We start from the raw sequence: 25,944 nt of genomic DNA, 5'->3' as shown, positions 1-25,944 counted from the left end.
CTTGCAAGGGGCTGGCTAGATGTCAAATATGAGCGCTCGTATGGCAGAAATCGTTTCCAGAGCAACCATTCGAGACGTGGCGCGCACCGCCGGCGTGTCGGTCGGGTCGGTGTCGCGGGCGCTGAACGGCGGCAAGAACGTGAGCGCCAGGGTGGCGCGCGACGTCGCCGCGGCGGCGGAGAAACTCGGCTACCAGCCGGATCTCCAGGCGCGCAGCCTGCGCACGCGCACCACCGGGATGGTCGGGTGCCTGGTGTCCGATCTGGCCAATCCGCTCTATGCCAGCATCGTGCAGGCGGCCGAATCCCGCCTGCGCGACGCCGGCCTGCTCATGATCGTGGGCAACACGGGCAACGACCCCGCGCGGGAGCGGGCGATGGTTGCGGCGTTCCGCAGCCGGCGTCTCGACGGCATGCTGGTCGCGCCGGGCAGCGACGAAAACGACCGGGCGTGGCGCGAACTCGCCAACGGCGGCGCGCCGATCGTCATCCTCGACCGCGACGTGCCGCAGGAAGAGGGTGCGTCCTGGCCCGCCGTGCTGGTCGACCATCGCGCGGGCGCGCGGACGGCGACGCGCTATCTGATTGGCCTCGGCCATCGCCGCATCGCGCTGCTGACGCCGGGCGCGCGCATGCGGCCCGGCCGCGAGCGCATCGCCGGCTTCAAGGCAGCCTTTGCCGAGGCCGATGTCGATCCGGCGGGTGCGCTCGTCTGTCTTCAGGAATCGTCGATGGATTTCGCGCAGGGCGACGCGCTTGCCTTGTTGCGTCGTGAGCAACGCCCGACGGCGATCATCGCGCTCGGGACGCGCATCTTGGCCGGCGCATTGCGTGCCGCGCGAGACCTCGGGCTTTCGGTGCCACGCGACCTGTCGGTGATTGCCGTCGGCGACACCGATCTCGCCGCCGTGCATTCGCCGGCGATCACGGCGTTGCGCTGGAGCCTGGAGGATGTCGGCCGGGCTGCGGCCGAACTGCTGCTGCAACGGCTGCGAGGGACCTCGGGGGAGGGGCAGTCGCGGGCCCTGCTGCCGGTCGATCTCGTGCTGCGCGAATCCTGTGTGCCGCCAACGACGACGTAATCAAGAACCTAAGTGGAGGAAAGAATGAGATTGTTCCGGAGGGCATTCGCCCTGGCTTTGGCCCTGGGCGTGACGGCGCCCGCATTTGCACAGACGGCCGACGCCAAGTGGCCGAGCAAGCCGATACGCCTGATCGTGCCGTTTGCGGCGGGCGGCGGCACCGACCTGGTGGCGCGGGCCCTTGCGGAAAAGCTCGGCACCGCCCTCGGCCAGACCGTGATCGTCGACAACAAGCCGGGCGCCTCGGGCGTCATCGCCATGGAAGCGGCCCAGAAGGCGCCGGCGGACGGCTACACGCTGGTCCTCGGATCGGCCAGCACCGTCGTCGTCAATCCGGCGGTCATGCCCGACCTGCCGTACGATCCGGTCAAGGACTTCGAGCATCTGGCTGACATCGGATCGGCCACGGTCGTGATGATCGCCACTCCGGACTATCCGGTGAAGGACCTGCGCGACGTGATCGCGCTCGCGAAGGCCAAGCCCGGCGAGGTGAACTACGGGACCTGGGGCAATGGCTCCACCGGCCATCTCTGCGCCGAGATCATCCGCGCCGGGACCGGCATCAACATGACCCATGTGCCCTACAAGGGCGCGGCGCCGGTGCTCAACGACGTGGCGGCGGGCCACATCAAGCTCGGTTTCTCCGACGTCCAGTCGGCGGTGCCGATGGTCAAGTCGGGCAAGGTCAAGGTCGTGGTGTCGTGCACGCGCCGCTCGATCAACTTTCCCGACGTGCCGGGCTTCGTCGAGCAGGGCGTCGATTTCGACTTCGTGTGGCGCTACGACCTGATGGCGCCGATCAACACGCCCAAGCCGATCGTTCAGCGCCTGCATGCCGAGCTCATGAAGATCCTGGCGATGCCGGACATCAAGGAGCGCTGGGCCGAGTTCGGCATGACCGCCTCGACCATCAGCCCCGACGATCTCAAGGCACAGACGGCCAAGGACATCGCCACGCTGCGCAAGATAGCGCAGCAGGCCAACGTCAAGCCATGAGCCCCGTCACGCCGGTCGCCGTCGTCACCGGTGCGGCCAGCGGCCTGGGCCGTGCCATCGCGCAACGCTTCGCGCGCGAAGGCATCAGGGTCGCGCTGTGGGACGTCGATCACGGTGGGGCACAGCGCGTCGCCGCCGAGATCGGCGCGGGCGCCACGCCGTTCGCCGTCGACATCACCGACACGGCGGCGGTGAGGGCGGCCTGGTCGGCGACCAAGGCTGCGCTGGGCACGCCGTCGATCCTGGTCAACAGCGCCGGCATCCTCGGCCCCTCGGCCGGCATCGCCTCGTATCCCGAAGAGCAATGGCACCGGGTGCTCGATATCAACCTCAACGGCACGTTCCGCTGCTGCCAGGCCGCGGTGCCCGACATGGTGGCGAGCGGCTATGGCCGCATCGTCAACATCGCCTCGATCGCGGGCAAGGACGGCAACCCGAACGTGGTGGCCTATGTCGCCTCCAAGGCCGCCGTCATCGCGCTGACCAAGTCGATGGGCAAGGAACTCGCGACATCGGGCGTGCTGGTCAACGCGATCACGCCCTCGGCCTCCGAGACGGCGATCTTTGGCGCACTCACCGACGAGCGGCGCACGAAGCTGCTGGCCAACGTGCCGATGGCCCGCATGGTCCGCCCTGAAGAGGTCGCCGAGTTGGCTTACTGGCTGGCGTCGCCGGGCTGTTCCTTCTCGACCGGCGCGGTCTTCGACATTTCCGGCGGCCGGGCGACGTACTGAGGAAGCGTTTGGTCGTTCGTTCTTGGGCCTCTCGGACATTGCCGAGGGCTTGGCGGCTTGTAACCAAGCCGCGGCCTGACGCTTAACAGCTAAGCTGAGCTTCGCTCAGCTTAGCGACCCTCGCGCCACCAGGCGCTGGCGATGGCCATCAGGAAGGCGAGCGCCACCAGGATGCCGGGCAGCAGCGGGAGCTGGTTGATGCCCGCGACCGTGTAGCCTTCGTTGCGACGCAGACCGATCCAGTCCGAACCGCCGGCGGCACGGCCGGGGCGGACGGTACGGATGTCCGGGTCGGACTGGTCGGCCAGCCACATCAGGGCGCCGCCCGTGCCGTCGACCAGCGGCTTCAGCTTCGCATCGGTCGCGCGCACGTCGGAGAATTCCAGCGGATCGGGGCTGCCGACGGCGGCGACGGTGCGGAGCGTGCCGTCGTCGAAGCGGTAGAGGCCGGGCTTGTCGACATCGACAACCGCGAGGCCGAGGCCCGGCGCGGTCTGGCGCAGGTCGAGCGTGCGCGTGGCGCCGCCCGGCGAGGTCATGGTGACCTGCGGGAAGGTGGCGGCCAGCGTGCGGCGCGTGATCTCGATGCGGCCGCCGACGGCGGTTGCGCGCAGCGCTTCTTCCTCGAGATCCGGTTCCTTCATCAGCCAGTGCGCGACCCTGCGCACCAGCTCGGGCTGCGGGCCGCCGCCATCGATGCCGCGGTTCCACAGCCAGAGGTGGTCGGACAGAAGCTGCGCCACGCGGCCTTCGCCGACCCGGTCGAGGATCACCAGCGGCTTCTCCTCGGCGCCGGCCAACACCGCGTTGCCGCGTTCGGTGCGCGAGGTGACCAGGCGGAACCAGCGGCCCCACTCCGGCTCCTTGTTGGGATCGCCCGCCTGCGGCAGGTTCGCGGTCACCGGATGGCGCTGGCCGATCTCGGTGACCTTGGGCTTGAAGCCGGTTTCGACCACGTCGCCGGTCGGGGCGCCGGGCAGGATGGCGCCAAGCGGCGTGCGATAGAGTGAGCGCTGGGTGGCGAACACCGGGCCGACCGAGACGAGCAGCGCGCCGCCGCCCTTCACGTACTCGGTGATGTTGCGGAAATAGTCGCGCGTGATCAGGTTCCCCGACTCGTAGCGGTCGAAGATGATCAGGTCGAATTCCTTCAGCTTCTGCTCGAACAGCTCGCGCATCGGGAAGACGATCAGCGAAAGTTCGCGCACCGGCGTGAAGTCGTCCTTCTGCGGCGTGCGCAGGATGGTGAAGTGCACGAGATCGACCGCCGGGTCGCTCTTCAGCAGGTTCCGCCATGCCCGCTCGCCCTGGTAGGGCTCGCCCGAGACCAGCAGAACGCGCAGCCGGTCGCGCACGCCATTGATGGTGAAGAGCGCGCGGTTGTTGTCGAGGGTGAGCTCGCTGGTACCGGGACCGACTTCCAGTTCGACGACGTTGGCGCCGGGATTGCCGACGGTGATCGGCAGTTCGACCGAGCGGCCCACAGGAACGTCGATACGCTTCACGACCTCGCCGCCCACCGACAGGGTGACCGGCGCGGTGCCGCCCGCGGGATCCTCGATCCGGAACTTGGCCGTGACCTCGCGGCCGACCACGCCGTAGCGCGGCGACTGCTCGAGCACGATCAGCCGGTCGCGTTCGTTCTTTTTGCCGGCGATCAGCGCATGCACGGGCGCGCCGCCCAGTTCCGGCGGCACGCCGGCCGGCACGTCATGCACCTGCCCGTCGCTCAGCAGCACCACGCCGGCCAGGCGTTCCTGCGGGATCTCGATCAGCGCCGAGCGCATCGCGTCGATCAGGCGTGTGCCGCCCGGGCGTTCGCTGCCCAGCTGGATCTGCGACGGCGGCAGCACCACCTCGCGCACTTCGAGCCCGTCCTGCTGGCCGAGCTTGCGCTTCAGCGTCTCGCGCGCGGCCTGGACCTGCTGGCGCCGCTCGCCGATCGCCATGGAGTCGCTGTCGTCGACGACCACCAGCGCCACGTCGGCGATGGGCTTGCGTTGCTCCTCGATCAGGGACGGATTGGCCAGCGCCGCCAGCACGACGACGAGCGAGCCCAGTCGCCAGATCGTGCCGCGCGCGCCGGCACGCAGCCCGAGCAGCACCAGCACGAGGCCGACCGCGCCCAGCACGGCCAGTACCGTCCAGGGCATCAGCGGATCGAAGGCGACCGAGACGGCCGATGTCATGTTCATCGCCTCAACCTCTGCATGATGTCCTGCAGGTGAACCTGGTCGTCCTTGTAGTTGCCCGTCAGCGCATACATCACGAGGTTGACGCCGAACCGATAGGACATCTCGCGCTGCGTCTCGCCGCCCGGCGTCACGGGCAGCAGCCCGCGGCCGCGCTGGTCGGCGGCCCAGGCACCGGCATAGTCGTTGGACCCGATCAGGATGGTCGTCACGCCGTCATTGACTCGGCCGTTCCCCGACTCGATCCAGAGCTTTCCGCCCTGCCAGCGGCCCGGCATGTCCGAGAGGAGATAGAAGGCCTTGCCGAGCACGTGGTTCGGCGGCATGGCGACCAGCGGCGGCGTCTCGACCCCGGCCAGCAGGCGCTTGAGGTCGGGGTTTCCGCCGGCCGGCCGGTCGAAGCTCATCTGCTGGTCGCGCGTGTCGATGAAGATGATGCCGCCGGTCCGCAGATAGCGGTCGAGCGCGGCCTGGGCGCGCGGCGACAGAGCCGGCTGCGTCGAGGTCACGGGCCAGTAGATCAGCGGATAGAGGCGCGGCTCGTCGCGCTCGAGATCGAGGCCGACCGGATCTGCGGGCTCGACCGAGGTACGGCTGCGCAGGATCTCGCTCAGGCCTTCGAGCCCGGCCTTGCTGATATCGTCGACTTCCTTGTCGCCGGTGACGATGTAGGCGAGGCGAATGTCGAGCGAGCCCTTGAGCGCCTGCTCGTCGGTGAGGGGGGGCGGACCGGGCCTGGCCGCCGGCTCCGTTGCTGCCGCGCCGGGACGCTGGGGCGGTGCAGGTTGCTGCGCCTCGACGTCGGGCGATCCCGTGAACACGAGGGCGGCCAGCAGCAGGGTAGCCGGCGCGGCACGCCCGAACCGGACGGCCTTCGGCAGCAGGCCGCGCAGCCACAGCGAGATCAGCAGATCGGCCAGCAGCAGCAGGAGCGCGGCCAGCAGGAACCATTTGGACAGGTCGGTCTCCCCTGCCTCGGACAGGCGGTCGGTCGTCACCCCGCTCGGCAGCACCAGCGGCTTGGGCGCGGCGATGCGGCCGCCGATGTTGAAGGCCACCTGGGCGTTCTCGTCGCCATAGAGGCCGGGTGGGGAGGTGGGCTTGGGCTGGAAGGTCTCGGCGGCATCGGCCGGCAGGATCTGAATGCCGGCGGGCGGTGCGCCGAGGCGGCCGAACCCGTCGAGCGTGCGCCACGGCTTCAGCGCCTTGTTGACGCCGTCGCCCGCGACGCCGCGCGAGAGCGTGACCAGGCGCTGCAGCATGTTCACGAACAGGCCCGACAGGGACAGGTTGCTCCAGCCGGTGTTGGCGGTGGTGTGGATCAGCACGAGGTAGCCCTGGCCGCGCTTCTCGGCCGTGACCAGCGGCGTGCCGTCCGCGAGGCGGGCCCAGGTCTTGTCGGCCAGATCGGGTGTCGGTTCGGCCAGCACCTGCTGGGAGATGCGGACGTCCTTCGGAACCGGGATGCCGAGGAAGGGGCTGTTGGGCGGGAACTCGGCCAGCGCGCTCGGCTGGCCCCAGCTCATGATGCCGCCCAGCGCGCGGTCGCCCAGGCGGAGCTTCGTCGGCACGAGCGTGTCGGCGCCGGCAGCGAGATTGGGGCCGGCAAAGCGCACGGCGATGCCGCCGCGCTCGATCCACTTGGCGATTTCCTCGCGATCGTTGGCCGACGGCGCGGAACCATCCGGGATCAGCAGCACCGCGGTGTTGCGCGTCAGCACCGATTCGCGATCGCCGATGGTGAGGCTCACATAGGGATCCAGCGCGCGCTCGAGGAAGTAGATCTCCTGCAGCAGCGGCTGGTTGCCGGCGGTGGCGCGCTCGCCGAGGATCGCCACGGGGCGGCGGCGATGACGTTCGTCGAGCAGGATCGTGCTGCCGGCGCCGCCCTGGGCCTCGATGTCGAGGCGGGCCATGCGATTGCGCAGTTCGGCCGGGATGGAAAGCATGCCTTCGCCCTGGGTGGCGGTCGCGGCGAAATCGAGATCGATGCGGGCCACCACGCGGCCCTGCTCGTCCGACGCCTGGACCGCGGCCTTGCGCGGACCGTCGGCGGCCGGACGGAGGGCCCGCACCTTGAGGTCGCGGCCCTCGGCGGCTGGCGGGAGAAGCAGCAGCGGCGTCGTCGCCTGATCGGGCAGGAGGACCTGCAGCCCGTCGAAGCGGCGCAGGCGCTCGGCGAGGCGCGTCGCGCCCTCGTCTTCGAGCCCGTCGCTCAACCAGACAGCATAGGCGCCGGCGTCGATCTGCATCTGGTCGATGGCGGACGCCGTCGCCGCGCGATCGGTCGGCCAGGGCTTGGGGCGGAAGGCGCGCAGCAGGGTACGCGCCTCGTCGGGGCGCATAGCGCCGCGCCGCACGGCGGGGGCATCGAGCGGCGCCGGCGCCGTGCCGACCAGCACGACCGGGCGATTGGCGCGTTCGGCGCGCTGGATGAGGCGCTCGGCATGGGCGGTCCGCGTTGCCCAGCCCGGGGCGCTCGACCAGCCATCGTCGATCACGAGAAGAAGCGGGCCGCGACCCGGCAGGTCGGCCTGCGGATTCAGCAGCGGCCGGGCGACCGCCAGGATCAGCGCCGTCGCCAGCAGCAGCCGCAGCAGCAGCAGCCACCACGGCATCTTCATCGGCGTCTGCTCGGGCGGCTCCAGGCCGACCAGCAGCCGGATCGCCGGGAAGCGCACGAGTTTGGGCAGCGGCGGGATCAGCCGCAGCAGGAAATAGATCGCGGGCAGGGCCACCAGCAGGGCCAGCATGCCGGGGGCCGCGAAGGCGAACGCGCCGAGACTCAGCATGTCATCAGGCCGCGTTCAGCCGGCCGAGATTGGCCATGGCGAGATAGAGCGACAGAAGCACGGTCTGCGGCGAGCGATCGGTGCGGTGCAGATGCACCGTCCAGTTGGCCGGCCGGGTCAGGCGGTGCAGGCCTTCCTTCTGCGCGGCGAGGCGGGCGCCATAGGCGGCGCGCACGGCTTCGACGCGACGGACCGTGTGCTGGCCTTCGGATTCGAGCCCCTCGAACTTCACATGGCCGTCGAACGGCAGTTCTTCCTCGGCGGGATCGAGAACCTGCACGAGATGGCCGCGCACGCCGACGCTGGCATAGTAACGGATGATCTCCTCGATCTTCTCCAGCGGATCGAGCCAGTCGGACACGAGAACGACCGTACCATGGGCCGGGAGCGGGACCATCGGCGGCAGGCTGGCCGGGGTGCGGCTGGTGTCGCGGCTCTCGTCCAGCAGCGTCTCGGCGACGCGGCGGACGGCCACGCGGCCGGAGGCGGGACGCATGCCGCCCCCTAAGACGGCAACGCGCTCGCCGGCATCGGCCAGCAGGCTGGCCACCGCGAGCGTGATCAGTTCGCCACGCAGGGCCTTGGTGTCGGCGTTTTTCAGCGAGGCGTATTGCATCGAGGGCGAGGCGTCGCGCCATAGCCAGATGCTGGCCGCGGCCTCCCACTCGGTCTCACGCACGAACAGGTTGCGGCTCCGCGCGCTCTGGCGCCAGTCGATCTGGCTCGCGCTGTCGCCGTCACGATAGGGACGGTACTGCCAGAAGGCATCGCCCTGCCCGACGCGGCGACGGCCATGGACGCCCTGGATGACGGTCGCGGCGACGCGATCGGCGGCCACCATCAGGGCGGGCAGCGTGCCGGCGAGCTCGAGCGATCGATGAAGGGTTGAAGGCGCAGCCATGAACACCCGCAGTGCAATGCCTAGGCCAGAAGATTACCCAAGGCGGGCGCACATCTGGGCGATGACGGACTCGACGGTTACGCCTTCGGCGCGGGCGGAGAAGTTGACGGCCATGCGATGACGCAGGATCGGACCCGCGAGCGCCACGACGTCGTCGACCGACGGCGCGAGGCGGCCCTGGATGATCGCCCGGGCGCGGCAGGCCAGCATGAAGGCCTGGCTGGCACGCGGGCCAGGACCCCAGGCGACGCGCTGGCGCACGACATCGAGGTCGGTGTGCTCGGGACGGCCGGCGCGCACCAGCTTCAGGATGGCGTCGACGACGCTCTCGCCGATCGGCAGGCGACGGACCAGGGCCTGCGCGGCCATCAGGTCGCCCGGTGAAAGGGCCTGCGTGGCCACGGCCTGCTCGGCGCCGGTGGTGCCGATCATGATCTGGCGTTCGGCTTCTTCGTCGGGATAGCCGACATCGACCTGCAGCAGGAAGCGGTCGAGCTGCGCTTCCGGCAGCGGGTAGGTGCCTTCCTGTTCCAGCGGGTTCTGGGTCGCCAGCACATGGAAGGGCGTCGGCAGGTCGTAGCGCTTGCCGGCCACGGTCACATGCCGCTCCTGCATCGACTGCAGCAGCGCGGACTGGGTGCGCGGGCTGGCGCGGTTGATTTCGTCGGCCATCAGCAGCTGGGCGAAGACCGGCCCCTGCAGGAATCGGAAGGAGCGGCGGCCGCCTTCGCCTTCCTCGAGGATTTCCGATCCCAGGATGTCGGCCGGCATCAGGTCGGGCGTGAACTGGATGCGCTTGGCTTCCATGCCGAGCACGACGCCCAGCGTGTCGACCAGCTTGGTCTTGGCGAGGCCCGGAACGCCGATCAGCAGAAGGTGGCCGCCCGACAGGAGAGCAACCAGCGTTTGATCGATCACGTCCTGCTGGCCATATATGACCTTGCCGATGGAGGTGCGGGCGGCGCGGAGTTGCCCACCCAGCCTTTCGATGTCGGCAAGGGCGGCCTGGGCGTCGGCGTCGGTAGCAGTCGATGTATCGGGGGCCACCAGGGCGCTCCTGTCGTCGAGGGAATATGTTTGAGGGAAGCCCAGAATTGAGGCCGGAACAAGGGCATGAGGGTTGACGAAATTGTGCGGCGGGTGGCCGAGCGCAGCAGGCGTTTGGCATCCGGTTTGCCCGTGGCGTCGCCGCCGATCGGCAGCGACTTCTCACTGAACGGTGTCGGGGCGATGCCCGAAGTGTGGCGTCCTGCGTCCGTGCTCATGCCGTTGATCAAACGCGAGACCGGAATCACGGTCCTGCTGACCCAGCGGACCGAGGATATGCCCAGTCACGCGGGCCAGATCGCCTTTCCCGGCGGTCGCCGCCAGGTCGAGGACATAGACGCGACGGCAACCGCGCTGCGCGAAACGGAGGAAGAAGTCGGCCTCACCCGCGACTTCATTGACGTCGTCGGCTCGCTCGACCTTTACAGGACGGGCACGGGCTACCAGATCACGCCGATCGTAGGCATCGTCACGCCCGGATTCACGATGCGTGCGGATCCGCGCGAGGTCGCCGACATCTTCGAGGTGCCGCTCGACCATTTCCTCGACGAGCGCAATCACCGTATCGACAGCCGGGTCTGGCAGGGCCGCGAGCGGCGTTACTACGCGATGCCTTACGGCGAGCGCTACATCTGGGGCGCCACGGCGGGTATGCTGAAGAACCTCCACTTCATCCTGACCACCAGCGCCTGACGCAGGCCGGGAGTTTTCATGCGTGTCGTCCTCCTGATCCTCGTCCTCGTGTTGCTGCCGTTCTGCGCCTTCTTCCTCTGGGCGTGGGCGGTCAGGATCAAGGAGGAGCGCAAGATCGCCGGCACGCTGCCCTCGTGGCAGGACATGCCGATGACGTGGCTCGGAATCGCGGGTTTCGCCTGCGCCATCGTGGGCTTCCTGGTCATGTTCTTCACCCAGGATCAGGGCTACGGCGGTCTCTTCGCATCATGAAGCCTGCCGGCCGTCTCGACGTGGTGCCGTGGGCGAACGACACGGCGGTCCGCACCTTGTTCGACGCACTGGGCGGGGCCGGCATCGCCGCGCGCTTCGTCGGCGGCTGGGTGCGCGACGCCGTGCGAGGCGAACCGCTCACCAACGAACCCGATCTCGCCGTCGACAAGCCGCCGGAGACCGTGATGCTCGCCCTCAAGGCGGCCCGCATCAAGGTGGTGCCCACCGGCTTGAAGCACGGCACCGTGACGGCGGTGATCGCCGGCGCGCCCTACGAGCTCACGACCCTGCGCCGCGACGTCGAGACAGACGGACGGCATGCGGTCGTGGCCTTCACCGACGATTGGCTGGAGGATGCCAGCCGGCGCGACTTCACCTTCAACGCGCTCTACGCCGATCTCGACGGCACGCTCTACGATCCGTTCGACGGCCGCACCGACCTCGCCCAGGCGCGCGTGCGTTTCATCGGCGACCCGGATCTGCGCATCGCCGAGGACCGCCTGCGCATCCTGCGCTTCTTCCGCTTCCACACCTGGTTTGGGCGGGCGCCCTTCGATGCGGCCGGCTTCGAAGCCTGCCGCCGCAATGCCGGCAGCCTGCGCGGCCTCTCCGGAGAGAGAGTGCGCAAGGAACTGCTGCGCCTGCTGCAGGCACCGGCGCCGGCCGACACAGTGGCCGCCATGCGCGAAGCCGCCATCCTCGATCACTGGCTGCCCGAATGCGACGGCACGGCGCGGCTGCGCGCGCTGATCGCGCGCGAGGACCGGCCCGACCCGCTGCGCCGGTTGGCGTCGATCCTCGCGCCGGACGCCGATGCCACCACGATCGGCAAGCGCCTGAAGCTCTCGACGCAGGAATCACTGCGGCTCGACGTCATGCTGGCGGCCGATCCGGTCATCGACGTGGCCGGCGGCCCGAAGGCGTGGCGCGCTCAGATCTATGCGCTGGGCGGCAATCTCTACGCCGACCGTCTTCTGCTCGCGGTCGATGCGCCGGGCGACTGGCGCGCGGCGCTCGCGATGGCGCGCGCGTGGACGCCGCCTGAGCTGCCGGTGAGCGGTGGCGATGCGCTGAAGCTCGGCCTCAAGCCGGGTCCGAAAGTCGGCGCGTTGATCGAGGCGGTCGAACGCTGGTGGATCGACGGCGACTTCACCGCCGATCGGGCCGGCTGCCTCGCCGAACTCGAGCGCCTGGTGCGGGCCGCGCCATGATCCGTCCCGGCGTCACCTTCTCGCTCTGGATGGCGATCGCGATCCTCGTCGTGCTGAACGACTTCGTGGGCGACACCTGGATCGCCGCTACCCTCTCGGTGCGCGCCGTCGAATGGTACAAGGCGCTGGTGCCGATTCCCTACGTGGCGATGGTGGCGATCATCCACGCCCGGCGCACGAGGGGCGATGACTGGTTCCAGGCGGCGCTGCTGGCGGCGCTGCTGTGGTCTACCTCGACGATGCTGGCCGGCTTCACCTATGCGCGCGTGGCCTACGAGGAAGGCGCGGAAGCTTTCTTCGACCGTCTGGGTTTCTGGTGGGGCGCCCCGTATCCGCTGCTGGTGCTCGTGCTGTTCGCGTCGCCCTTGCTGGCCGGCTGGGCGCTGGCCCGGCATCGATGAGCCCCGGATGAGCCCCCGATGAGCCCCCGATGAGCATCGTCTCGCGGCTGTGCATCTCCGGCTACCGTTCGCTGCGCGACGTGCGGCTGGAGATCGAGCCGCTCACGGTCGTCACGGGCGCCAACGGCAGCGGCAAGTCGAGCCTCTATCGCGCCCTGCGCCTGCTGGCCGACGTCGCTCAAGGGCGGATCATCCAGTCGCTGGCGCTCGAAGGCGGCATCTCCTCCGTGCTGTGGGCCGGCCCCGAGCAGTTCTCCCGCGGCATGAAGCGCGGCGAGCAGCCGGTCCAGGGCACCGTGCGCAAGTCGACGATCAGCCTGAAGCTGGGCTTTGCCTCGGAGTCCTACGGCTACGCGATCGATCTCGGCCTGCCGGTGCCGGGCGGCCTGTTCGGTCGCGATCCGGTGATCAAGACCGAGACCCTGTGGACCGGGCTCGTCCTGCAGCGCGCCAACGCCTTCGCCGAACGGCATGGTCCGTCCGTCACGCTGCGGGATCTCAACGGCGAGCGCCGGCAGGCCTATACGCGGCTGCAACCGTTCGACAGCATGCTGACCCATTGCGCCAACCCCGAGGATGGCGCGGAGCTGCTTTCGATGCGCGAGCAATTGCGCGACTGGCGCTTCTACGATCACTTCCGCACGGACAGCGACGCGCCGGCCCGGCGCCGCCAGGTCGGCACGCGGACGCCCGTGCTGGCGGGCGATGGCGCCGATCTCGCGGCGGCCATCGCCACCATCCAGGAGATCGGCAGCGAGGGGCAGCTCGAGGCGGCGATCGCCGACGCCTTTCCCGGCGCCTCGGTCGATGTCGCGGTGAGCGACGGCTATTTCGAGGTCGAGATGCGCCAGCGCGGGCTGCTGCGGCCGCTGAAGGCCACCGAACTGTCGGATGGAACGCTGCGTTACCTGCTGCTGGTGGCGGCGCTGCTGTCGCCGCGGCCGCCGTCGCTCATGATCCTGAACGAGCCCGAGACCAGCCTCCATCCCGACCTGCTGGCGCCGCTCGCCCGTCTGATCGCCGATGCGGCCAAGCGATCGCAGATCATCGTGGTTTCCCACGCCGAGCGCCTCGTCTCCGCGCTGACCCAGGCAGGCGGGCGCCGGATCACCTTGGCCAAGGAACTGGGCGAGACCGTCGCCCAGGACGAAGACCGGCCGGTGTGGAACTGGCCGAGTCGCTAGAAACCCTTCCCGTCGACGGCCGCCACGGCACCGGATTCACGGGGGTGCGACTCCCGCTTCGAATGTTTCGTTTATTTCGATTATTTCGTTTATTGACCCCGACTCCCGCTTACTTCAGCGGCCTGTCAGGGCCAGCGCACCTCGGGCGGCAGGGACATCAGGATCGCCTCGACATTGCCGCCGGTCATCAGGCCGAAGCGCGTGCCGCGATCGTGCAGCAGGTTGAATTCGACGTAGCGGCCGCGGCGCGCGAGCTGATGGGCGCGGTCGGCCTCGGTCCACGGCTCGTTCATGTGACGCCGCACCAGCTTCGGATAGATGTCGAGGAAGGTCTCGCCGACGGCGCGCGTGAAGGCGAAGTCGCGGGCATGGTCGCCGCTGTCGAGATAGTCGTAGAAGATGCCGCCGATGCCGCGCGGCTCGCCGCGATGGGGCAGGAAGAAGTACTCGTCGCACCATTCCTTGAAGTTCGGATGGTAGGCGGGATCGTGCGCGTCACAGGTTGCGCGGAACGCAGCGTGGAAATCCTGCGTGTCGGGCTCGTGCGGCACCATCGGCGTCAGGTCGGCGCCGCCGCCGAACCAGCTGCGCGTGGTCACGATGTAGCGCGTGTTCATGTGCACCGCCGGCACCTTGGGCGACTGCATGTGCGCCACCAGCGAGATGCCGGCCGCGAAGAAGCGCGGGTCCTCCTGGGCGCCGGGGATCTGGCTGCGGAACTCGGGGCTGAACTCGCCGAACACGGTCGAGATGTTGACGCCGACCTTCTCGAACACGCGGCCGCGCATCAACGACATGGTGCCGCCGCCGTGATCCTCGCCGTTGGGTCCCTTCTCGCGCTTCCAGCTCTTGCGCTGGAAGCGGCCGGGCGCCTTGTCGCGATGCGTGCCCTGAAGCTCGTCCTCGATCCGCTCGAACTCGGCGCAGATCCGGTCGCGGAGGCCGGCGAACCAGGTCGCGGCTGCTTCTTTTTGGCTGACAATGGTCGCCTCGTCGGGCAGGGGCGAGGGGCCGTTGGGGCCGGTGGCAGTGCGGGCGTGCTTGGCGGTCATGCGAGCTTTTCGAATCCCGAGGTCTGGCGAAGGGCCTCGCTCAATACCATTGCCGCCGCCAGGGCGACATTGAGCGACCTTGCCCCAGGCTGGAGCGGGATGCGGACCCGCAAATCGGCCGCTGCATGGACGTCGGCCGGGACGCCCGCGCTTTCGCGGCCCATCAGCAGGATGTCGTCCGCCCGGAAGGTGGCGTCCGGCAGGCGCTCGGCCCCCGCCGTGGTCAGCAGGACCAGCCGCCCGGGCGGCCGGTCGCGGCAGAAGGCGGTCCAGGAGGCGTGCCGGACGAGGGTGGCCAGGTGGTAGTAGTCCATGGCCGCCCGGCGAATCCGCTTGTCGTCCACCGGAAAACCGCAGGGCTCGATGAGGTCCAGGGGCACGCCGAGGCCGGCCGATAGGCGGATGAAAGCCCCAAGATTTTGAGGGATATCGGGCTGAAACAGCGCCAGGCGCATGAACTCTTTACTCCGGTCCGCGTCGCGGAAGGCTCTTTATGCGGCACGCTGTCACAGAATGCCGCTCATCGGGCCTGCGACCAACAGAGCCTTGAAACAAAAGGGGCTTTCCCGGCTATATACCCGCCAATCTCCTCGGGGGGACGGAAGAGAGTAATCATGGCTGCTTCAAGCACATCGGCACACGGACACGGCGACCCGACTCGGCGCGACTTCCTGATGGTTGCGACGGGCGCTCTTGGCGCCGTCGGCGCCGCGGCCGTCGCGTGGCCCTTCATCAACAATCTCAACCCCGCCGCGGACACGCTGGCCCTGTCGACCGTCGAGGTGAACGTCACGCCGATCGCGGTCGGCCAGGCGGTCACCGTGAAGTGGCGCGGCAAGCCGGTGTTCATCCGGCACCGCACCGAGGCCGAGATCAAGGAAGCCGAGGCTGTGCCGATGGCGCAGCTGCCGGATCCGGAGACCGACAACAAGCGTGTCACCGACACCGCGAAGAAGGTCCGGCCCGAATGGCTGATCATGATCGGCGTCTGCACCCATCTGGGCTGCGTGCCGCTCGGCAACAAGCCGGGCGATCCCAAGGGTGAGTTCGGCGGCTGGTTCTGCCCCTGCCACGGCTCGAGCTACGACACGTCGGGCCGCATCCGCAAAGGACCGGCGCCGAAGAATCTCGTGGTTCCGGACTACCTGTTCACTTCCGACTCGCTCGTTCGCATCGGCTGATCGACCCAGGTCGTCCGCCTCAGATCTCGCTGGAGTTCCAGAATGGCCTCGTCACACGGCACGCCGCCGGTCTTCAATAACAAGGTGATCGCCTGGGTCGATCACCGCCTGCCGATCTTCTCGTATATCGAGAAGGAATATCACACCTTCCCGACGCCACGGAATTTCAACTATTTCTGGAACTTCGGCGCGATCGCCACGGTGATGCTGGTCCTCATGATCGCCACCGGCATCGTGCTCGCGACCAACTACACGCCGCACGTGCTGATGGCCTTCGACGCCGTCGAGCGCATCGACCGCGACGTGCCGCAGGGCTGGCTGATCCGCGACCTGCACATGAACGGCGCCTCGTTCTTCTTCATCGCCGTCTACATCCACATCTTCCGCGGCATGTACTACGGCTCCTACAAGGCGCCGCGCGAGCTGCTGTGGATCCTGGGCGTGGTCATCTTCCTGCTGATGATGGCGACGGCCTTCATGGGCTACGTGCTGCCGTGGGGCCAGATGAGCTTCTGGGGCGCCACCGTCATCACCAACCTGTTCTCGGCGATCCCGATCGTCGGCGAATCGATCGTGACCTGGCTGTGGGGCGGCTTCGCCGTCGACAACCCGACGCTCAACCGCTTCTTCGCCCTGCACTACCTGCTGCCGTTCATCATCGTGGCCGTCGTGGCGCTGCACGTGGTGGCGCTGCACATCCACGGCTCGAACAACCCGACCGGCATCGACCCGAAAGGCCCGCAGGACACCGTCCCGTTCCATCCGTACTACACGATGAAGGACGGCTTCGGCGTGATCTGCTTCCTGATCGTCTTCGCCGGCTTCGTGTTCTTCGCGCCCGACTACATGGGCCATCCGGACAACTACATCCCGGCCAACCCGCTGGTCACGCCGGCGCACATCGTGCCGGAATGGTACTTCCTGCCGTTCTACGCGATCTTGCGCGCCATCCCCGACAAGCTGGGCGGCGTGCTGGCGATGTTCGGCGCCATCGCGGTGCTGTTCGTCCTGCCGTGGCTCGACACCTCGCGCGTCCGGTCGTGCACGTTCCGGCCGATCTACAAGTGGTTCATGCTGTTCCTGGTGGTCGACGTGATCGTCCTGGGCATCTGCGGTTCCAAGCCGCCGGAAGGCTTCTGGGTGCCGCTGTCGCAGCTCGCGACCCTGTACTACTTCGCTCACTTCCTCGTCCTGCTGCCGATCCTGGGCAAGATCGAACGGCCGTTGCCATTGCCTGCCAGCATCGCCGACTCGGTGCTCAAGAAGAAGGCGGTCTAAGAGCCATGCGCAAGCCTTTCGCCCGCAATCTCCTGGTCTCCGGCGCCATCGCGCTGGCGGCCTTCGCCACCGGCACTGTCGCCATCGCGGCCGGCGGCACCGAGCACCCGCCGCACAGGCACTGGCACTTCCAGGGGCCGTTCGGCACCTACGATCGTGCCGCCGCCCAGCGTGGCTTCCAGGTCTATCAGGAAGTCTGCGCGGCCTGCCATTCGCTGTCGTTGATGTCCTATCGCAACCTGACCGACCTCGGCCTGACCGAGAACCAGGTCAAGGGTCTCATCAAGGACATTACCGTCTCGGATCTCAACGACGACGGCGCCCCGGTCGACCGGCCGGCCCGCCCGTCGGATCGGTTCAAGAAGCCGTTCCCCAACGAGGCAGCCGCGGCCGCCGCCAACAACGGCAAGGCCCCGCCCGACCTCAGCGTCATCGTCAAGGCCCGCGAGTTCGGCCCGGATTACATCTATGGAATCCTGACCGGCTACGTTCCGTACGACAAGCTGACTCCCGAGCAGATCAAGGAGTTCGACGTCAAGAAGGACGACTACTTCAACAAGTACTTCCCGGGCCACAAGATCGCCATGGCGCCGCCGCTGGCGGATGACAAGGTGACCTATGCCGACGGCACCAAGGCCACGCTCGACCAGGAAGCCGCCGACGTGACCGAGTTCCTGGCGTGGGCCTCCGAGCCGCACATGGAAGACCGCAAGCGCACCGGCGTCCGGGTCATCCTGTTCCTGATCGCCCTGGCCGGCATGATGTACGCCGTGAAGCGTATGGTGTGGGCCGACAAGCACTGACGCTTAGGGCGTTAGTGCCGCTTGGCGCTAACGCCTGAGGCGACGTTCGATCGCTTCGGATCGCTCGATCAGCCGGCGGGCGCGAACGATCACCGGGATGTCGATCATCTTGCCATCCACCGAGAACGAGCCGCGGCCCTCAGCCGCGGCTTTTTCGTCGGCCGCGATCAGCTTCCGCGCGTAGGCGACTTCCTCGGCCGTGGGCGTGAAGGCCTCGTTCAACGAGGCAACGAGCCCGGGATGGATGCAGGTGCCGCCCGAGAAGCCGAAGCGGCGCGCTCGCTCGGCGCTCTTCCGATAGGCCGCCGGGTCCGAATAGTCGGCGACGGTGCCCAGGATGCCGATCACCGGCACGCCATGCGCCTGGGCCGCGAAGGCGACCATGCGCTTGGGCAGTTCGAGCGTCTCGTCACCCGGCACCGAGCCGGTCTCCAGCGCGAAATCCTCGCCCCCCAGCATCATGGCGATCACCCGGGGCCCGCGCTCGGCGATGTCGTTCAGCTCGGTCAGTGCGCGCGGATGCTCGATCATCGCGGCAAAGCCGACGCTGCCCACGGGCATGCCGCGCTCGCGCTCCAGCTCGCTCACGACCTCGTCGAGCAGGCGCAGGTGTTGCACGCCCTCGGTCTTGGTGACGAACAGCGCCGAAAGGCCGGGCCGCACCGCCGCCTCGATGTCGGGGATCGCCAGGCGCAGCGGCCGGTTGATGCGCACCGCGACGTCGGCGCCGCCTCGCGCGACCTTCTTCATGGTTTCCGGCAGCATCGCGCGCGCCTCGGCCTTCTGCGCCGGCTGCACGCTGTCCTCGAGATCGATCAGCACGCAATCGGCGCCGCGCTCGTGGGCCCTGTCGATGAACTTCGGGACGTTGCCCGGAACGTAGAGGATCGAGCGCCAGACGGGCGGAACGGGCCGGCTCACTTCTTCTTCTTCCCCGCTGTCTTGCCGTCCGAGATCGCGCCCGACGCACAGAGCTTGTCGTATTCCGCCGCGCCCAGCATCGGCTTCAGCAGGGCCTCGTTGTGCTCGCCCACCGTGGGCGCCGCGCTCTTCAGCGCGCCCGGTGTGCCTGACATGCGCGGCACGACCGGATGGGTCGGCAGCTCGCCCATGTCCGCATCCTCGATCTCGATCAGCGATTCGCGCTCCAGCACATAGTCGTCCTGCACGATCTGCGAAATGTCGTAGACCGGGCCGATGGTGACGCCGGCCTCGTCGAAATAGCGCAGGTTCTCGTCGAGATCGCGGGCACCCACGAACTCGCCGATGATCCGGTCGAGCTCGACGCCGTTGCGCACCCGCTCGATGTTGGTCGCGAAGCGCGGATCCTCCTTCAGTTCCGGCCGGCCGATCTTGTCCAGCACGCGCATCGCCATGCCCTGCGTCGAGGCCGACAGGCACACCCAGCTGCCGTCCTTCGTCTGGTAGACGTTGCGCGGCGCCGCGTTGGTCGAGCGGCTGCCGGTGCGTACCTTCACCTCGCCGGTCAGCTTGTGGTTGGCCGCCTGCGGTCCCAGCATCGAGAACAGCGGATCGAACAGCGGCAGGTCGAGCACCTGGCCCTTGCCGCCGTTCATCTCGACCTCGCGCAGCGCCACCATCACGGCGCCGTAGCCGTTCAGGGCGGCCATGCAGTCGGCGAGATACATCGGCGGCAGGACCGGCTCGCGGTCGGCGAAGCCGTTCATCGAGGCGAAGCCGCTATAGCCCTCGATCAGCGTGCCGAAGCCCGGCTTGTGGCGATAGCGTCCGTCCTGGCCCCAGCCGGAGATGCGCAGGATCACCAGCTTCGGATTGATCGCGTGCAGCTCGGCCGGCGAGAGGCCCATATCCTCCATGACGCCCGGCCGGAAGCTCTCGACCAGGATGGCGGCGGTCTTCGCCAGTTCGCGCACGATGGTGCGGCCGGCGTCGGAGCGCAGGTCGAGGGCGACGCTCTTCTTGTTGCGGCTGTAGACCTTCCAGGCGGTTTCGACGCCCTTCACCCGCCACGAGCGCAACGTGTCGCCCTCGGGCGGCTCGATCTTGATGACCTCGGCGCCGAAGTCGGCAAGCTGAAGCGTCAGGACGTTGCCGGCGACGAGTCGCGACAGGTCGACGACGCGGACCCCGTTCAGGGGGCCGCGGGCGCCGGGGGTGAAGGATTTCTTGGCGGGACGTTTGGCGGGCATTTTTCAACGAACATCCTGTCATCCCGAGCGCCGTGAGCGAGCCCTGGCAGCGCCTCGAAAGGTCCCTCGCTCACGCTCGGGATGACAATGGTGGTGGGAACGGCGTCGTGCGTCAGCCGACGTGCTTGGCCATGAACTCCAGCGTGCGCTCCATCGCCTTCTTCGAGGCGGCCGCGTCGTAGCTGCCGCGCTCGTCGCAATGGAAGCCATGGTCGGCGGGATAGTCGTAGATCGTGACGCCCGGATGGAGCTGGCGCAGCTCGTTCACGTGCGTCATCGGGATGTGCATGTCCTTGTCGCCGAAATGCATGATCGTCGGCACGCTGGGTTTTTCGTCCCGGGCGCCGTAGATGCCGCCGCCATAGTAGGCGATGGCCGCGTCGGGCTTGAGGCGCGTCGCCGCCAGCCAGGTGATGGTGCCGCCCCAGCAGAAGCCGGTCACCGCGACCTTCGTCACGCCGCGCTTCTTCAGCTCGGCGATGGCGACCTCGACGTCCTGCACAGCCTTTTCGGTGAAGCCGGGCGTCATGACGTAGCCGCGGCCCTCGGCGATCGTGTCCGGCGTGTAGCCGAGCTCGATGCCGGGCTTGATGTGGTCGAAGAAGCACGGCGCGAGGGCCAGGTAGCCTTCGGCCGCGAACTTGTCGGTCACGGCGCGGATATGGTGGTTCACCCCGAAAATCTCCTGGATGACCACGATGCCGCCCTTCGGCGTGCCCGCCGGGGTGGCCAGGTAAGCGCCGATCTCGCCGGCGGCAGACTTAAGACGGATATCTTCGCCCATGAATAATCCTCCCTGTGTGGCCGGCATTGGACCATGGTAAGCCCGCGCCGTTCAAGGAATCCAAGCCATGTATCTTCCGAAGCATTTCGCAGGCGATGAAGCGGTCGGCCGCGAGGTCATGAAGGCCCATAACTGGGCTCTCCTGATGACGACCGACGAAGACGGCGCGCCCTTCGCCACCCACCTGTCGCTGCTCTGGCAGGACGATGGCAGCGAACACGGTTCGCTGATCGGCCATATCGCGCGCGCCAACCCGCACTGGAAGCTGTTCGAGCGGCCGGCGGAGTCGCTCGCGCTGTTCTGGGGGCCGCATGCCTACGTCTCGCCGACCTGGTACACACCGGGTCCCAAGGTGCCGACCTGGAACTACGTCACCGTCCATGCCTATGGCCGGCCGGAGGTGGTTACCGACACGCAGGGCGCGCTCGACGTACTGACGAAACTCTCGACGGCCTACGAAGGGGCGGACCCTTCGTCCTGGAACCTCGACCGCCTTCCGCCGGGCAATGCCGAGGCGCAGACCAGAGGCATCGTCGCCTTCCGCATGCCGCTCGCGCGGCTTCAGACCAAGATCAAGCTCAGCCAGAATCGCGAGCTGGAGGACCGGCAGCGCGTGATGGAGAAGCTCGCGGAAAGCGACAACCAGGACGCGCAGGCGACGGCCCACTGGATGAAGCGCGTCCTGCCGTAGCTTCGGTCATTGGCGGGGGCGCGAACAAGCATTCGAGCTGATCTGCAGCCTCTCGCCTGCCGCTTCCAGATCCTTGAAGCGGGGTTGTAGAGGCTGTGCATCGCCTGCCTTGAGAGCCTGGCGAACATTGGGGCAAAAGAGCTTCTGAAAGATCTGGCCGGCAGCGACCCAACTTCCGTCGGCGTCCTGAGCGAACACCATTACGCTCGTGAGGTCGACGATCACGATTTCGGCTCGGCTGTCGTCGGCCAGATCCACCATTAAGGCGTCGCATTTCAGGGCGGCCTGGGTGAGGCAGCCCGGCAGGATCGGCTTGCCTGGCGCATTCTTCCAGTCCTGCTCGATGAAGGCCGCTGGCAAGGTGCTACCGGCCCGCTTGGTGACCGTGATGTTCTTCGCGCGGGTTTCGGCGCTGGCCGGTGAGTTCGCCACGGCTCCTGGCTTCGGTGCCCTGGCGAGTTGCTCGATCCGCGCCGAGATCCTGGCGGCATTCGGACCCTGCGGGTTGGTCTTCAGGCGTTCGTAGGCATCCTTCCCGTAACGGCCGCTGCTCCTTTCGAGGAAGGCCAAGTCGAACTTCTCCGGGTCGACGCGGCCCGATTCGAGGCGGGCGATCTGATCGTCCACCGATATGCGCGCCGGATCCGCGAGAGGCGTCAGCAGGGCCAGTAGTCCTGCGGCCGTCACGAACGCCGAAACGATGTTCGTCATCGGCAGGTATCGCAAGGCGGGGCCGGAGCGGAGAGCCGCCAGCGCATAGCCGATCGCATGCGAGGCCAGCATGACGATACAGGCCACACCGATGACCCGCGGGGGAGTCCAGCCGTGTTGCTCGATGCGCAGGCCCAGCCCGACCGCGGCCAGGACCACCAGCGGCACCAGCATGAGAGCGGCCAGGAACCGGGCGTAGCGCAGGACAGGAAATCTCTCCTCCTGCGACATGCCGTCCTGGAAATGCGCGTTGATCAGGAGGATCAGCAGGCCCGAGGCAATGATGAGGCTTAGCGTGGCGCGCTTGGTGTTCCAGAGCGGGTCGAGGCCGGTGAAGAACAAAGCGACGAGGAAGCCGCCACCGATCAGGACCATGACGGGCAACAGCCACGCCAGCAGGTTCAACAGCAGCGAGCGTGCGCCCCGGACGAGGCCGGCCTGCGCATCGGTCAGGTGCAGCGCGGCGCTGCTGACGATGCAGGTCACCGGTATCCAGAACCAGCTTTTCGAGATGGTCGTGGAGACGAAATCGACATGGATCGCGTTGAACAGGGTGCCGGCGAGCCACAACATGCCCCAGAACAGGCCGACGAACAGCGAGGCAAGCACGTATTGCGTGACGTGCTTCCAGGTGATCTCGAAGTAGGTCCGGAAGGTTGCGAGAGGCCGCCGGTCGGAGTCCGCGCCGGTCACCAGCGCGTTCACGATGAACAGAAAGACCGGAATCGACGTGCTGAGGATCGTTCCCAGCGAGAACCAGCCCAGGCGATCCATCTCCTGATGGCCGGCATGGAATCCCAGGCCCGCGCTCACCAGACCGATGACGACCGACCAGATGGCGAAAGTCGGCCAGCGAAGGTTGCCGATGCCGAGGACCATGAAGAAGGGTGTCATGCCGGCAGCCGTGGACAGAGCGCGCAGGATGTCGGGTTGGTCGGCCGGCCAGCTCTTCTTGAGACCGGCTTCGTGAAGGAGATAGAGCGCCAGGCCCTGGGCGATGCCGATGAGGAGGCGGGCCGCGACGATCCGGTTGGCGTAAAGGAACTGCATTCTCTGATCCATTGGCGATTCACTACTGTCGCGTGTGCAATGCACCCTAGCACACGCAGCGTGAAATCAGCGTCGACTACGTCGACATATCCCAGCAATGGCTCAACGGCAGCTTGCACGCAGGCGACGGCTCACTGCATGAAGCGCCTCCTGCCGCAACACAGGTTCTGCAATCTCTTTACATCGCGCGGACCATCGGCCACTTTCCTGACCAACAAAAGGGAGGAAATGAATGACGGTCCGTCGTCGTGGTCTCGTGAAGCGTGGTCTGGGAACCGTGATCGCTGCCGGCGTCGGCATGCCGCTCTACCTGCCAGCTGCCCGCGCCCAGGCCTATCCCAGCAAGCCGATCACCTTCATCGTCCCGTGGCCCGCCGGCGGTTCGAGCGACATCACGCTCCGCGCCATGTGCGAGCGGGCCGGCAAGGTCCTGGGCCAGCCCTTCCAGATCGACAACAAGGGTGGCGCCTCCGGCACCCTGGGACCGGCCACCATGGCCGCCACCGCGCGGCCCGACGGCTACACCCTGTCGCAATTGCCGATCTCCGTGTTCCGGCTGCCGGTGATGCAGAAGACGGCGTTCGATCCGCTGAAGGACTTCACCTACGTCGCGCATCTCAGCGGCTATACGTTCGGCGTCACCACGGCGGCCGACCAGCCCTACAAGACCTTCAAGGACGTGATCGAGTACGCCAAGGCCAATCCGGGCAAGGTAACCTACGGCACGCCCGGCGCCGGCACCTCGCTTCACATCGGTATGGAGCGCATCGCGGCCGCGGCCGGGATCAAGTGGACCATGGTGCCGTTCAAGGGCGGTGCGGAGACCAATGCCGCCGTGCTCGGCAAGCATACGACCCTGCAGGCCGATTCGACGGGCTGGAAGCCGCTGGTCGATGCGGGCCAGCTGCGACTGCTCTGCGTCTGGACCGAGAAGCGCACCAAGAACTGGCCCGACGTGCCGACCCTGAAGGATCTCGGCTTCGACATGGTGTTCGATTCGCCGTTCGGCATGGGTGGCCCGAAGGGCATGGACCCGGCCACGGTGAAGAAGCTCGACGAGGCCTTCAAGGTCGCGCTCGAGGACAAGGACGTCATCGCGACCCTGGAAAAGTACGACATGTCGCCGCGCTACATGCCGGCCGCGGCCTACGACAAGTTCGCGCGCCAGCTCTATGCCGAAGAGAAGGCGGCGCTGGAGAAGCTCGGACTGGCCGCCAAGAGCTAGTCCGCCCGAAGAGAGCGGGGAAAGAAGACAACAAGGGAGGAGTTCATGCGTCGTCGTTCGTTCATCGCGGCGTCGGGTGCGGTCGCGTCCGCCGCTCTCGCGCCCGCCATCGGGCATGCCCAGGGGGCCAAGGATTTTCCCAACAAGCCGATCACGCTGATCATGCCGTGGCCGGCCGGCAGCGGCGTCGACGTCTGGCATCGTGCGCTGGGCGACGCCGCAGCCAAGATCCTCGGCCAGCCGGTGGTGATCGACAACCGGACCGGCGGTTCCGGAACCAGCGGCCCCGCCAGCATGGCCGCGACCGCCAAGCCCGACGGCTATACGATCGCGCAGATGCCGGTGACGATCTTCCGCCTGCCGCACATGCAGAAGACGCCGTACGACCCGATGAAGGACTTCACCTGGATCCTCCACACCTCGGCCTACACGTTCGGCGTGGTCGTGCGGGCGGACTCGCAATTCAAGACCTTCCAGGACGTCATCGCCTTCGCCAAGGCCAACCCGGGCAAGTTCACCTATGCGACCCCGGGCGCCGGCAGCTCGCTGCACATCGGCATGGAGCAGATCGCCCACAAGGCCGGCGTTAAGTTCACCCACGTGCCCTTCAAGGGCGGGCCCGAAGGCTGGGCGGCGCTGGAGGGCGGCCACGTCATGGCCGACGCCGATGCAACCGGCTGGGCGCCGCTGGTCGATGCCGGCAAGTTCCGCCTGCTCTGCATCTGGACGCAGGAGCGCAGCCCGCGCTGGCCCGATGCGCCGACGCTCAAGGAGCTGGGCTTCAACCTGACGCTCGACTCGCCGTTCGGGCTTGCCGGGCCGAAGGGCATCGACCCTGCGGTCGTGCAGAAGCTGCACGATGCCTTCAAGGCCGCGCTCGACGATCCCAAGGTGGTCGAACTGATGGCCAAGTACGACTATCCCAAGCGCTACATGAACACGGCGGACTACGCCAAGTTCGCCAAGCAGCAGTATGACGAGCAGCGCGAGGTCGTGGACCAGCTCGGGCTCGCCAAGAAGAGCTGAGCATGCTGCGTCGCGCTGAATTCTGGGGAGGCCTGTTCTGGCTGGGTGTCGGCGTGTTCGTCACCTGGCAGGGCTGGCTGCTCGAACTGGGCACCCTGCATGAGCCGGGCTCGGGCTTCGTCTTCTTCTGGCTCGGTCTCTTCATGTGCGCGCTGTCGCTGTCGATCATCGTCGCCGGCGCGCGCGGCGAGGGGCCGCTGCTGGCCGATCTCTGGCGCGGGGCGCGGTGGCGCAACGTCGTGATGGTGATCGTCGCCCTGATCGTCTTCGGCGTCCTGTTCCAGAAGTTGGGCTTCGTGCTCTGCAGCCTGGCGCTGCTGCTCTTCCTGATGACCTTCGTCGATCCGGTGGCGCCCAAGCTCTCGATCCCGATCGCTTTGGCCGCGTCGGTCGGGGTCTGGTACGTGCTGGAAAAGGTCCTGCTGGTGCAGCTTCCCAAGGGAAGCTGGCTCGAGGACGTTCCCTATCTCTCCTGGCTGGCGGGCTGA

Annotated in this window: 25 protein-coding genes; 15 read left to right on the top strand and 10 right to left on the bottom strand. The window is 67.7% G+C overall.

Annotated features, from left to right (window positions below):
• Positions 1-40 precede the first annotated feature (40 nt).
• The 3 genes from ACO07I_RS14100 to ACO07I_RS14090 are packed head-to-tail and all read left to right on the top strand — an operon-like array spanning position 41 to position 2,811.
• Complete coding sequence (locus tag ACO07I_RS14100) at positions 41-1,081, top strand: LacI family DNA-binding transcriptional regulator (protein WP_422008634.1); 1,041 nt, start codon at positions 41-43, stop codon at positions 1,079-1,081.
• Positions 1,082-1,105: 24 nt separating this feature from the next.
• Positions 1,106-2,077 (top strand): Bug family tripartite tricarboxylate transporter substrate binding protein, encoded by a 972-nt coding sequence (locus ACO07I_RS14095; RefSeq protein ID WP_422008632.1) that lies wholly within the window; start codon positions 1,106-1,108, stop codon positions 2,075-2,077.
• Positions 2,074-2,811, top strand: a complete 738-nt coding sequence (locus ACO07I_RS14090; protein WP_422008630.1) for an SDR family NAD(P)-dependent oxidoreductase — start codon at positions 2,074-2,076, stop codon at positions 2,809-2,811. Before ACO07I_RS14095 ends, ACO07I_RS14090 begins: the two co-directional genes overlap by 4 nt.
• 110 nt (positions 2,812-2,921) lie before the next feature.
• On the opposite strand, the gene ACO07I_RS14085 is transcribed toward ACO07I_RS14090, so the two are convergent.
• From ACO07I_RS14085 to ACO07I_RS14070, 4 genes are read right to left on the bottom strand one after another with little or no spacing between them, the layout of a single operon-like run.
• Complete coding sequence (locus ACO07I_RS14085) at positions 2,922-5,000, bottom strand: hypothetical protein (RefSeq protein ID WP_422008628.1); 2,079 nt, start codon at positions 4,998-5,000, stop codon at positions 2,922-2,924.
• A 2-nt stretch (positions 5,001-5,002) separates the two neighbouring features.
• Positions 5,003-7,795, bottom strand: a complete 2,793-nt coding sequence (locus ACO07I_RS14080) for a DUF4159 domain-containing protein (protein WP_422008626.1) — start codon at positions 7,793-7,795, stop codon at positions 5,003-5,005.
• A 4-nt stretch (positions 7,796-7,799) separates the two neighbouring features.
• A complete protein-coding gene (locus ACO07I_RS14075) occupies positions 7,800-8,696 on the bottom strand; it encodes a DUF58 domain-containing protein (RefSeq protein ID WP_422008624.1) in 897 nt (298 codons plus the stop codon).
• A gap of 33 nt (positions 8,697-8,729) precedes the next feature.
• On the bottom strand, positions 8,730-9,743 hold the full coding sequence (locus ACO07I_RS14070; RefSeq protein ID WP_422008622.1) for an AAA family ATPase: 1,014 nt from the start codon (positions 9,741-9,743) through the stop codon (positions 8,730-8,732).
• Between the two features lie 66 nt (positions 9,744-9,809).
• Between ACO07I_RS14070 and ACO07I_RS14065 the strand changes: the two genes are divergently transcribed.
• The 5 genes from ACO07I_RS14065 to ACO07I_RS14045 are packed head-to-tail and all read left to right on the top strand — an operon-like array spanning position 9,810 to position 13,484.
• The gene (locus tag ACO07I_RS14065) at positions 9,810-10,436 is read left to right on the top strand and encodes a CoA pyrophosphatase (RefSeq protein WP_422008620.1); all 627 of its coding nucleotides are present in this window, start codon (positions 9,810-9,812) and stop codon (positions 10,434-10,436) included.
• Positions 10,437-10,454: 18 nt separating this feature from the next.
• Positions 10,455-10,688, top strand: coding sequence for a hypothetical protein (locus tag ACO07I_RS14060; RefSeq protein WP_422008618.1), 234 nt, complete (start codon positions 10,455-10,457; stop codon positions 10,686-10,688).
• Complete coding sequence (locus ACO07I_RS14055) at positions 10,685-11,899, top strand: CCA tRNA nucleotidyltransferase (RefSeq protein WP_422008616.1); 1,215 nt, start codon at positions 10,685-10,687, stop codon at positions 11,897-11,899. Before ACO07I_RS14060 ends, ACO07I_RS14055 begins: the two co-directional genes overlap by 4 nt.
• Entirely contained in the window at positions 11,896-12,300 is a 405-nt protein-coding gene (locus ACO07I_RS14050) for a hypothetical protein (RefSeq protein WP_422008614.1), read from the top strand. Before ACO07I_RS14055 ends, ACO07I_RS14050 begins: the two co-directional genes overlap by 4 nt.
• Positions 12,301-12,335: 35 nt before the next feature.
• On the top strand, positions 12,336-13,484 hold the full coding sequence (locus ACO07I_RS14045; protein WP_422018263.1) for an AAA family ATPase: 1,149 nt from the start codon (positions 12,336-12,338) through the stop codon (positions 13,482-13,484).
• A 125-nt stretch (positions 13,485-13,609) separates the two neighbouring features.
• Here ACO07I_RS14045 and hemF read toward each other — a convergent pair whose 3' ends face one another.
• Positions 13,610-14,536, bottom strand: coding sequence for an oxygen-dependent coproporphyrinogen oxidase (hemF, locus tag ACO07I_RS14040; RefSeq protein ID WP_422008613.1), 927 nt, complete (start codon positions 14,534-14,536; stop codon positions 13,610-13,612).
• Positions 14,533-14,991 (bottom strand): tRNA (cytidine(34)-2'-O)-methyltransferase, encoded by a 459-nt coding sequence (locus ACO07I_RS14035; RefSeq protein ID WP_422008611.1) that lies wholly within the window; start codon positions 14,989-14,991, stop codon positions 14,533-14,535. Before ACO07I_RS14035 ends, hemF begins: the two co-directional genes overlap by 4 nt.
• Before the next feature lie 159 nt (positions 14,992-15,150).
• Here ACO07I_RS14035 and petA point away from each other — a divergent pair, with 159 nt between their 5' ends.
• From petA to ACO07I_RS14020, 3 genes are read left to right on the top strand one after another with little or no spacing between them, the layout of a single operon-like run.
• Entirely contained in the window at positions 15,151-15,717 is a 567-nt protein-coding gene (gene petA, locus ACO07I_RS14030) for a ubiquinol-cytochrome c reductase iron-sulfur subunit (RefSeq protein WP_422008609.1), read from the top strand.
• Between the two features lie 42 nt (positions 15,718-15,759).
• Positions 15,760-16,995: a cytochrome b gene (locus tag ACO07I_RS14025; protein ID WP_422008608.1), complete on the top strand. Its 1,236-nt coding sequence runs from the start codon at positions 15,760-15,762 to the stop codon at positions 16,993-16,995.
• 5 nt (positions 16,996-17,000) lie between these two features.
• Positions 17,001-17,798, top strand: coding sequence for a cytochrome c1 (locus tag ACO07I_RS14020; RefSeq protein WP_422008606.1), 798 nt, complete (start codon positions 17,001-17,003; stop codon positions 17,796-17,798).
• 27 nt (positions 17,799-17,825) lie between these two features.
• Here the strand turns inward: ACO07I_RS14020 and ACO07I_RS14015 are convergent, their stop codons facing one another.
• The 3 genes from ACO07I_RS14015 to ACO07I_RS14005 all read right to left on the bottom strand — a co-directional run bounded on the left by ACO07I_RS14015 (position 17,826) and on the right by ACO07I_RS14005 (position 20,753).
• Positions 17,826-18,719 (bottom strand): HpcH/HpaI aldolase/citrate lyase family protein, encoded by an 894-nt coding sequence (locus ACO07I_RS14015; protein ID WP_422008604.1) that lies wholly within the window; start codon positions 18,717-18,719, stop codon positions 17,826-17,828.
• Positions 18,716-19,969 (bottom strand): CaiB/BaiF CoA transferase family protein, encoded by a 1,254-nt coding sequence (locus ACO07I_RS14010; protein WP_422008602.1) that lies wholly within the window; start codon positions 19,967-19,969, stop codon positions 18,716-18,718. Before ACO07I_RS14010 ends, ACO07I_RS14015 begins: the two co-directional genes overlap by 4 nt.
• A 112-nt stretch (positions 19,970-20,081) precedes the next feature.
• Positions 20,082-20,753 (bottom strand): dienelactone hydrolase family protein, encoded by a 672-nt coding sequence (locus tag ACO07I_RS14005; protein ID WP_422008600.1) that lies wholly within the window; start codon positions 20,751-20,753, stop codon positions 20,082-20,084.
• 67 nt (positions 20,754-20,820) lie between these two features.
• On the opposite strand from ACO07I_RS14005, the gene ACO07I_RS14000 reads away from it, so the two are divergent.
• The gene (locus ACO07I_RS14000) at positions 20,821-21,444 is read left to right on the top strand and encodes an FMN-binding negative transcriptional regulator (protein WP_422008598.1); all 624 of its coding nucleotides are present in this window, start codon (positions 20,821-20,823) and stop codon (positions 21,442-21,444) included.
• Positions 21,445-21,450: 6 nt separating this feature from the next.
• Here the strand turns inward: ACO07I_RS14000 and ACO07I_RS13995 are convergent, their stop codons facing one another.
• Positions 21,451-23,205: a DUF4153 domain-containing protein gene (locus ACO07I_RS13995; RefSeq protein WP_422008596.1), complete on the bottom strand. Its 1,755-nt coding sequence runs from the start codon at positions 23,203-23,205 to the stop codon at positions 21,451-21,453.
• A 298-nt stretch (positions 23,206-23,503) separates the two neighbouring features.
• Here ACO07I_RS13995 and ACO07I_RS13990 point away from each other — a divergent pair, with 298 nt between their 5' ends.
• From ACO07I_RS13990 to ACO07I_RS13980, 3 genes are read left to right on the top strand one after another with little or no spacing between them, the layout of a single operon-like run.
• A complete protein-coding gene (locus tag ACO07I_RS13990; RefSeq protein ID WP_422018261.1) occupies positions 23,504-24,430 on the top strand; it encodes a tripartite tricarboxylate transporter substrate binding protein in 927 nt (308 codons plus the stop codon).
• A gap of 45 nt (positions 24,431-24,475) precedes the next feature.
• Positions 24,476-25,456, top strand: a complete 981-nt coding sequence (locus tag ACO07I_RS13985; RefSeq protein WP_422008594.1) for a tripartite tricarboxylate transporter substrate binding protein — start codon at positions 24,476-24,478, stop codon at positions 25,454-25,456.
• Positions 25,457-25,458: 2 nt separating this feature from the next.
• Positions 25,459-25,944 carry a tripartite tricarboxylate transporter TctB family protein gene (locus tag ACO07I_RS13980; protein ID WP_422008592.1) on the top strand — a complete coding sequence of 162 codons (486 nt, stop codon included), beginning with the start codon at positions 25,459-25,461 and terminating at the stop codon, positions 25,942-25,944.

Origin of the sequence: Reyranella sp., from assembly GCF_965227665.1 — a bacterium.
Taxonomy (GTDB): domain Bacteria; phylum Pseudomonadota; class Alphaproteobacteria; order Reyranellales; family Reyranellaceae; genus Reyranella.
The sequence above is the reverse complement of the archived record's forward strand: the minus strand, read 5'-3'. Positions and strand labels throughout refer to the sequence as shown.

Coding starts and splice junctions, on each gene's coding strand:
- ACO07I_RS13995 (WP_422008596.1), bottom strand. CDS start 23,205: ATGCAGTTCCTTTACGCCAACCGGATCGTCGCGGCCCGCCTCCTCATC.
- ACO07I_RS14085 (WP_422008628.1), bottom strand. CDS start 5,000: ATGACATCGGCCGTCTCGGTCGCCTTCGATCCGCTGATGCCCTGGACG.
- ACO07I_RS14095 (WP_422008632.1), top strand. CDS start 1,106: ATGAGATTGTTCCGGAGGGCATTCGCCCTGGCTTTGGCCCTGGGCGTG.
- ACO07I_RS14100 (WP_422008634.1), top strand. CDS start 41: ATGGCAGAAATCGTTTCCAGAGCAACCATTCGAGACGTGGCGCGCACC.
- petA (WP_422008609.1), top strand. CDS start 15,151: ATGGCTGCTTCAAGCACATCGGCACACGGACACGGCGACCCGACTCGG.
- ACO07I_RS14010 (WP_422008602.1), bottom strand. CDS start 19,969: ATGCCCGCCAAACGTCCCGCCAAGAAATCCTTCACCCCCGGCGCCCGC.
- ACO07I_RS14055 (WP_422008616.1), top strand. CDS start 10,685: ATGAAGCCTGCCGGCCGTCTCGACGTGGTGCCGTGGGCGAACGACACG.
- ACO07I_RS13980 (WP_422008592.1), top strand. CDS start 25,459: ATGCTGCGTCGCGCTGAATTCTGGGGAGGCCTGTTCTGGCTGGGTGTC.
- ACO07I_RS14090 (WP_422008630.1), top strand. CDS start 2,074: ATGAGCCCCGTCACGCCGGTCGCCGTCGTCACCGGTGCGGCCAGCGGC.
- ACO07I_RS14005 (WP_422008600.1), bottom strand. CDS start 20,753: ATGGGCGAAGATATCCGTCTTAAGTCTGCCGCCGGCGAGATCGGCGCT.
- ACO07I_RS13990 (WP_422018261.1), top strand. CDS start 23,504: ATGCCGCTCTACCTGCCAGCTGCCCGCGCCCAGGCCTATCCCAGCAAG.
- ACO07I_RS14025 (WP_422008608.1), top strand. CDS start 15,760: ATGGCCTCGTCACACGGCACGCCGCCGGTCTTCAATAACAAGGTGATC.
- ACO07I_RS14075 (WP_422008624.1), bottom strand. CDS start 8,696: ATGGCTGCGCCTTCAACCCTTCATCGATCGCTCGAGCTCGCCGGCACG.
- ACO07I_RS14080 (WP_422008626.1), bottom strand. CDS start 7,795: ATGCTGAGTCTCGGCGCGTTCGCCTTCGCGGCCCCCGGCATGCTGGCC.
- ACO07I_RS14035 (WP_422008611.1), bottom strand. CDS start 14,991: ATGCGCCTGGCGCTGTTTCAGCCCGATATCCCTCAAAATCTTGGGGCT.
- ACO07I_RS13985 (WP_422008594.1), top strand. CDS start 24,476: ATGCGTCGTCGTTCGTTCATCGCGGCGTCGGGTGCGGTCGCGTCCGCC.
- ACO07I_RS14020 (WP_422008606.1), top strand. CDS start 17,001: ATGCGCAAGCCTTTCGCCCGCAATCTCCTGGTCTCCGGCGCCATCGCG.
- hemF (WP_422008613.1), bottom strand. CDS start 14,536: ATGACCGCCAAGCACGCCCGCACTGCCACCGGCCCCAACGGCCCCTCG.
- ACO07I_RS14000 (WP_422008598.1), top strand. CDS start 20,821: ATGTATCTTCCGAAGCATTTCGCAGGCGATGAAGCGGTCGGCCGCGAG.
- ACO07I_RS14050 (WP_422008614.1), top strand. CDS start 11,896: ATGATCCGTCCCGGCGTCACCTTCTCGCTCTGGATGGCGATCGCGATC.
- ACO07I_RS14065 (WP_422008620.1), top strand. CDS start 9,810: ATGAGGGTTGACGAAATTGTGCGGCGGGTGGCCGAGCGCAGCAGGCGT.
- ACO07I_RS14060 (WP_422008618.1), top strand. CDS start 10,455: ATGCGTGTCGTCCTCCTGATCCTCGTCCTCGTGTTGCTGCCGTTCTGC.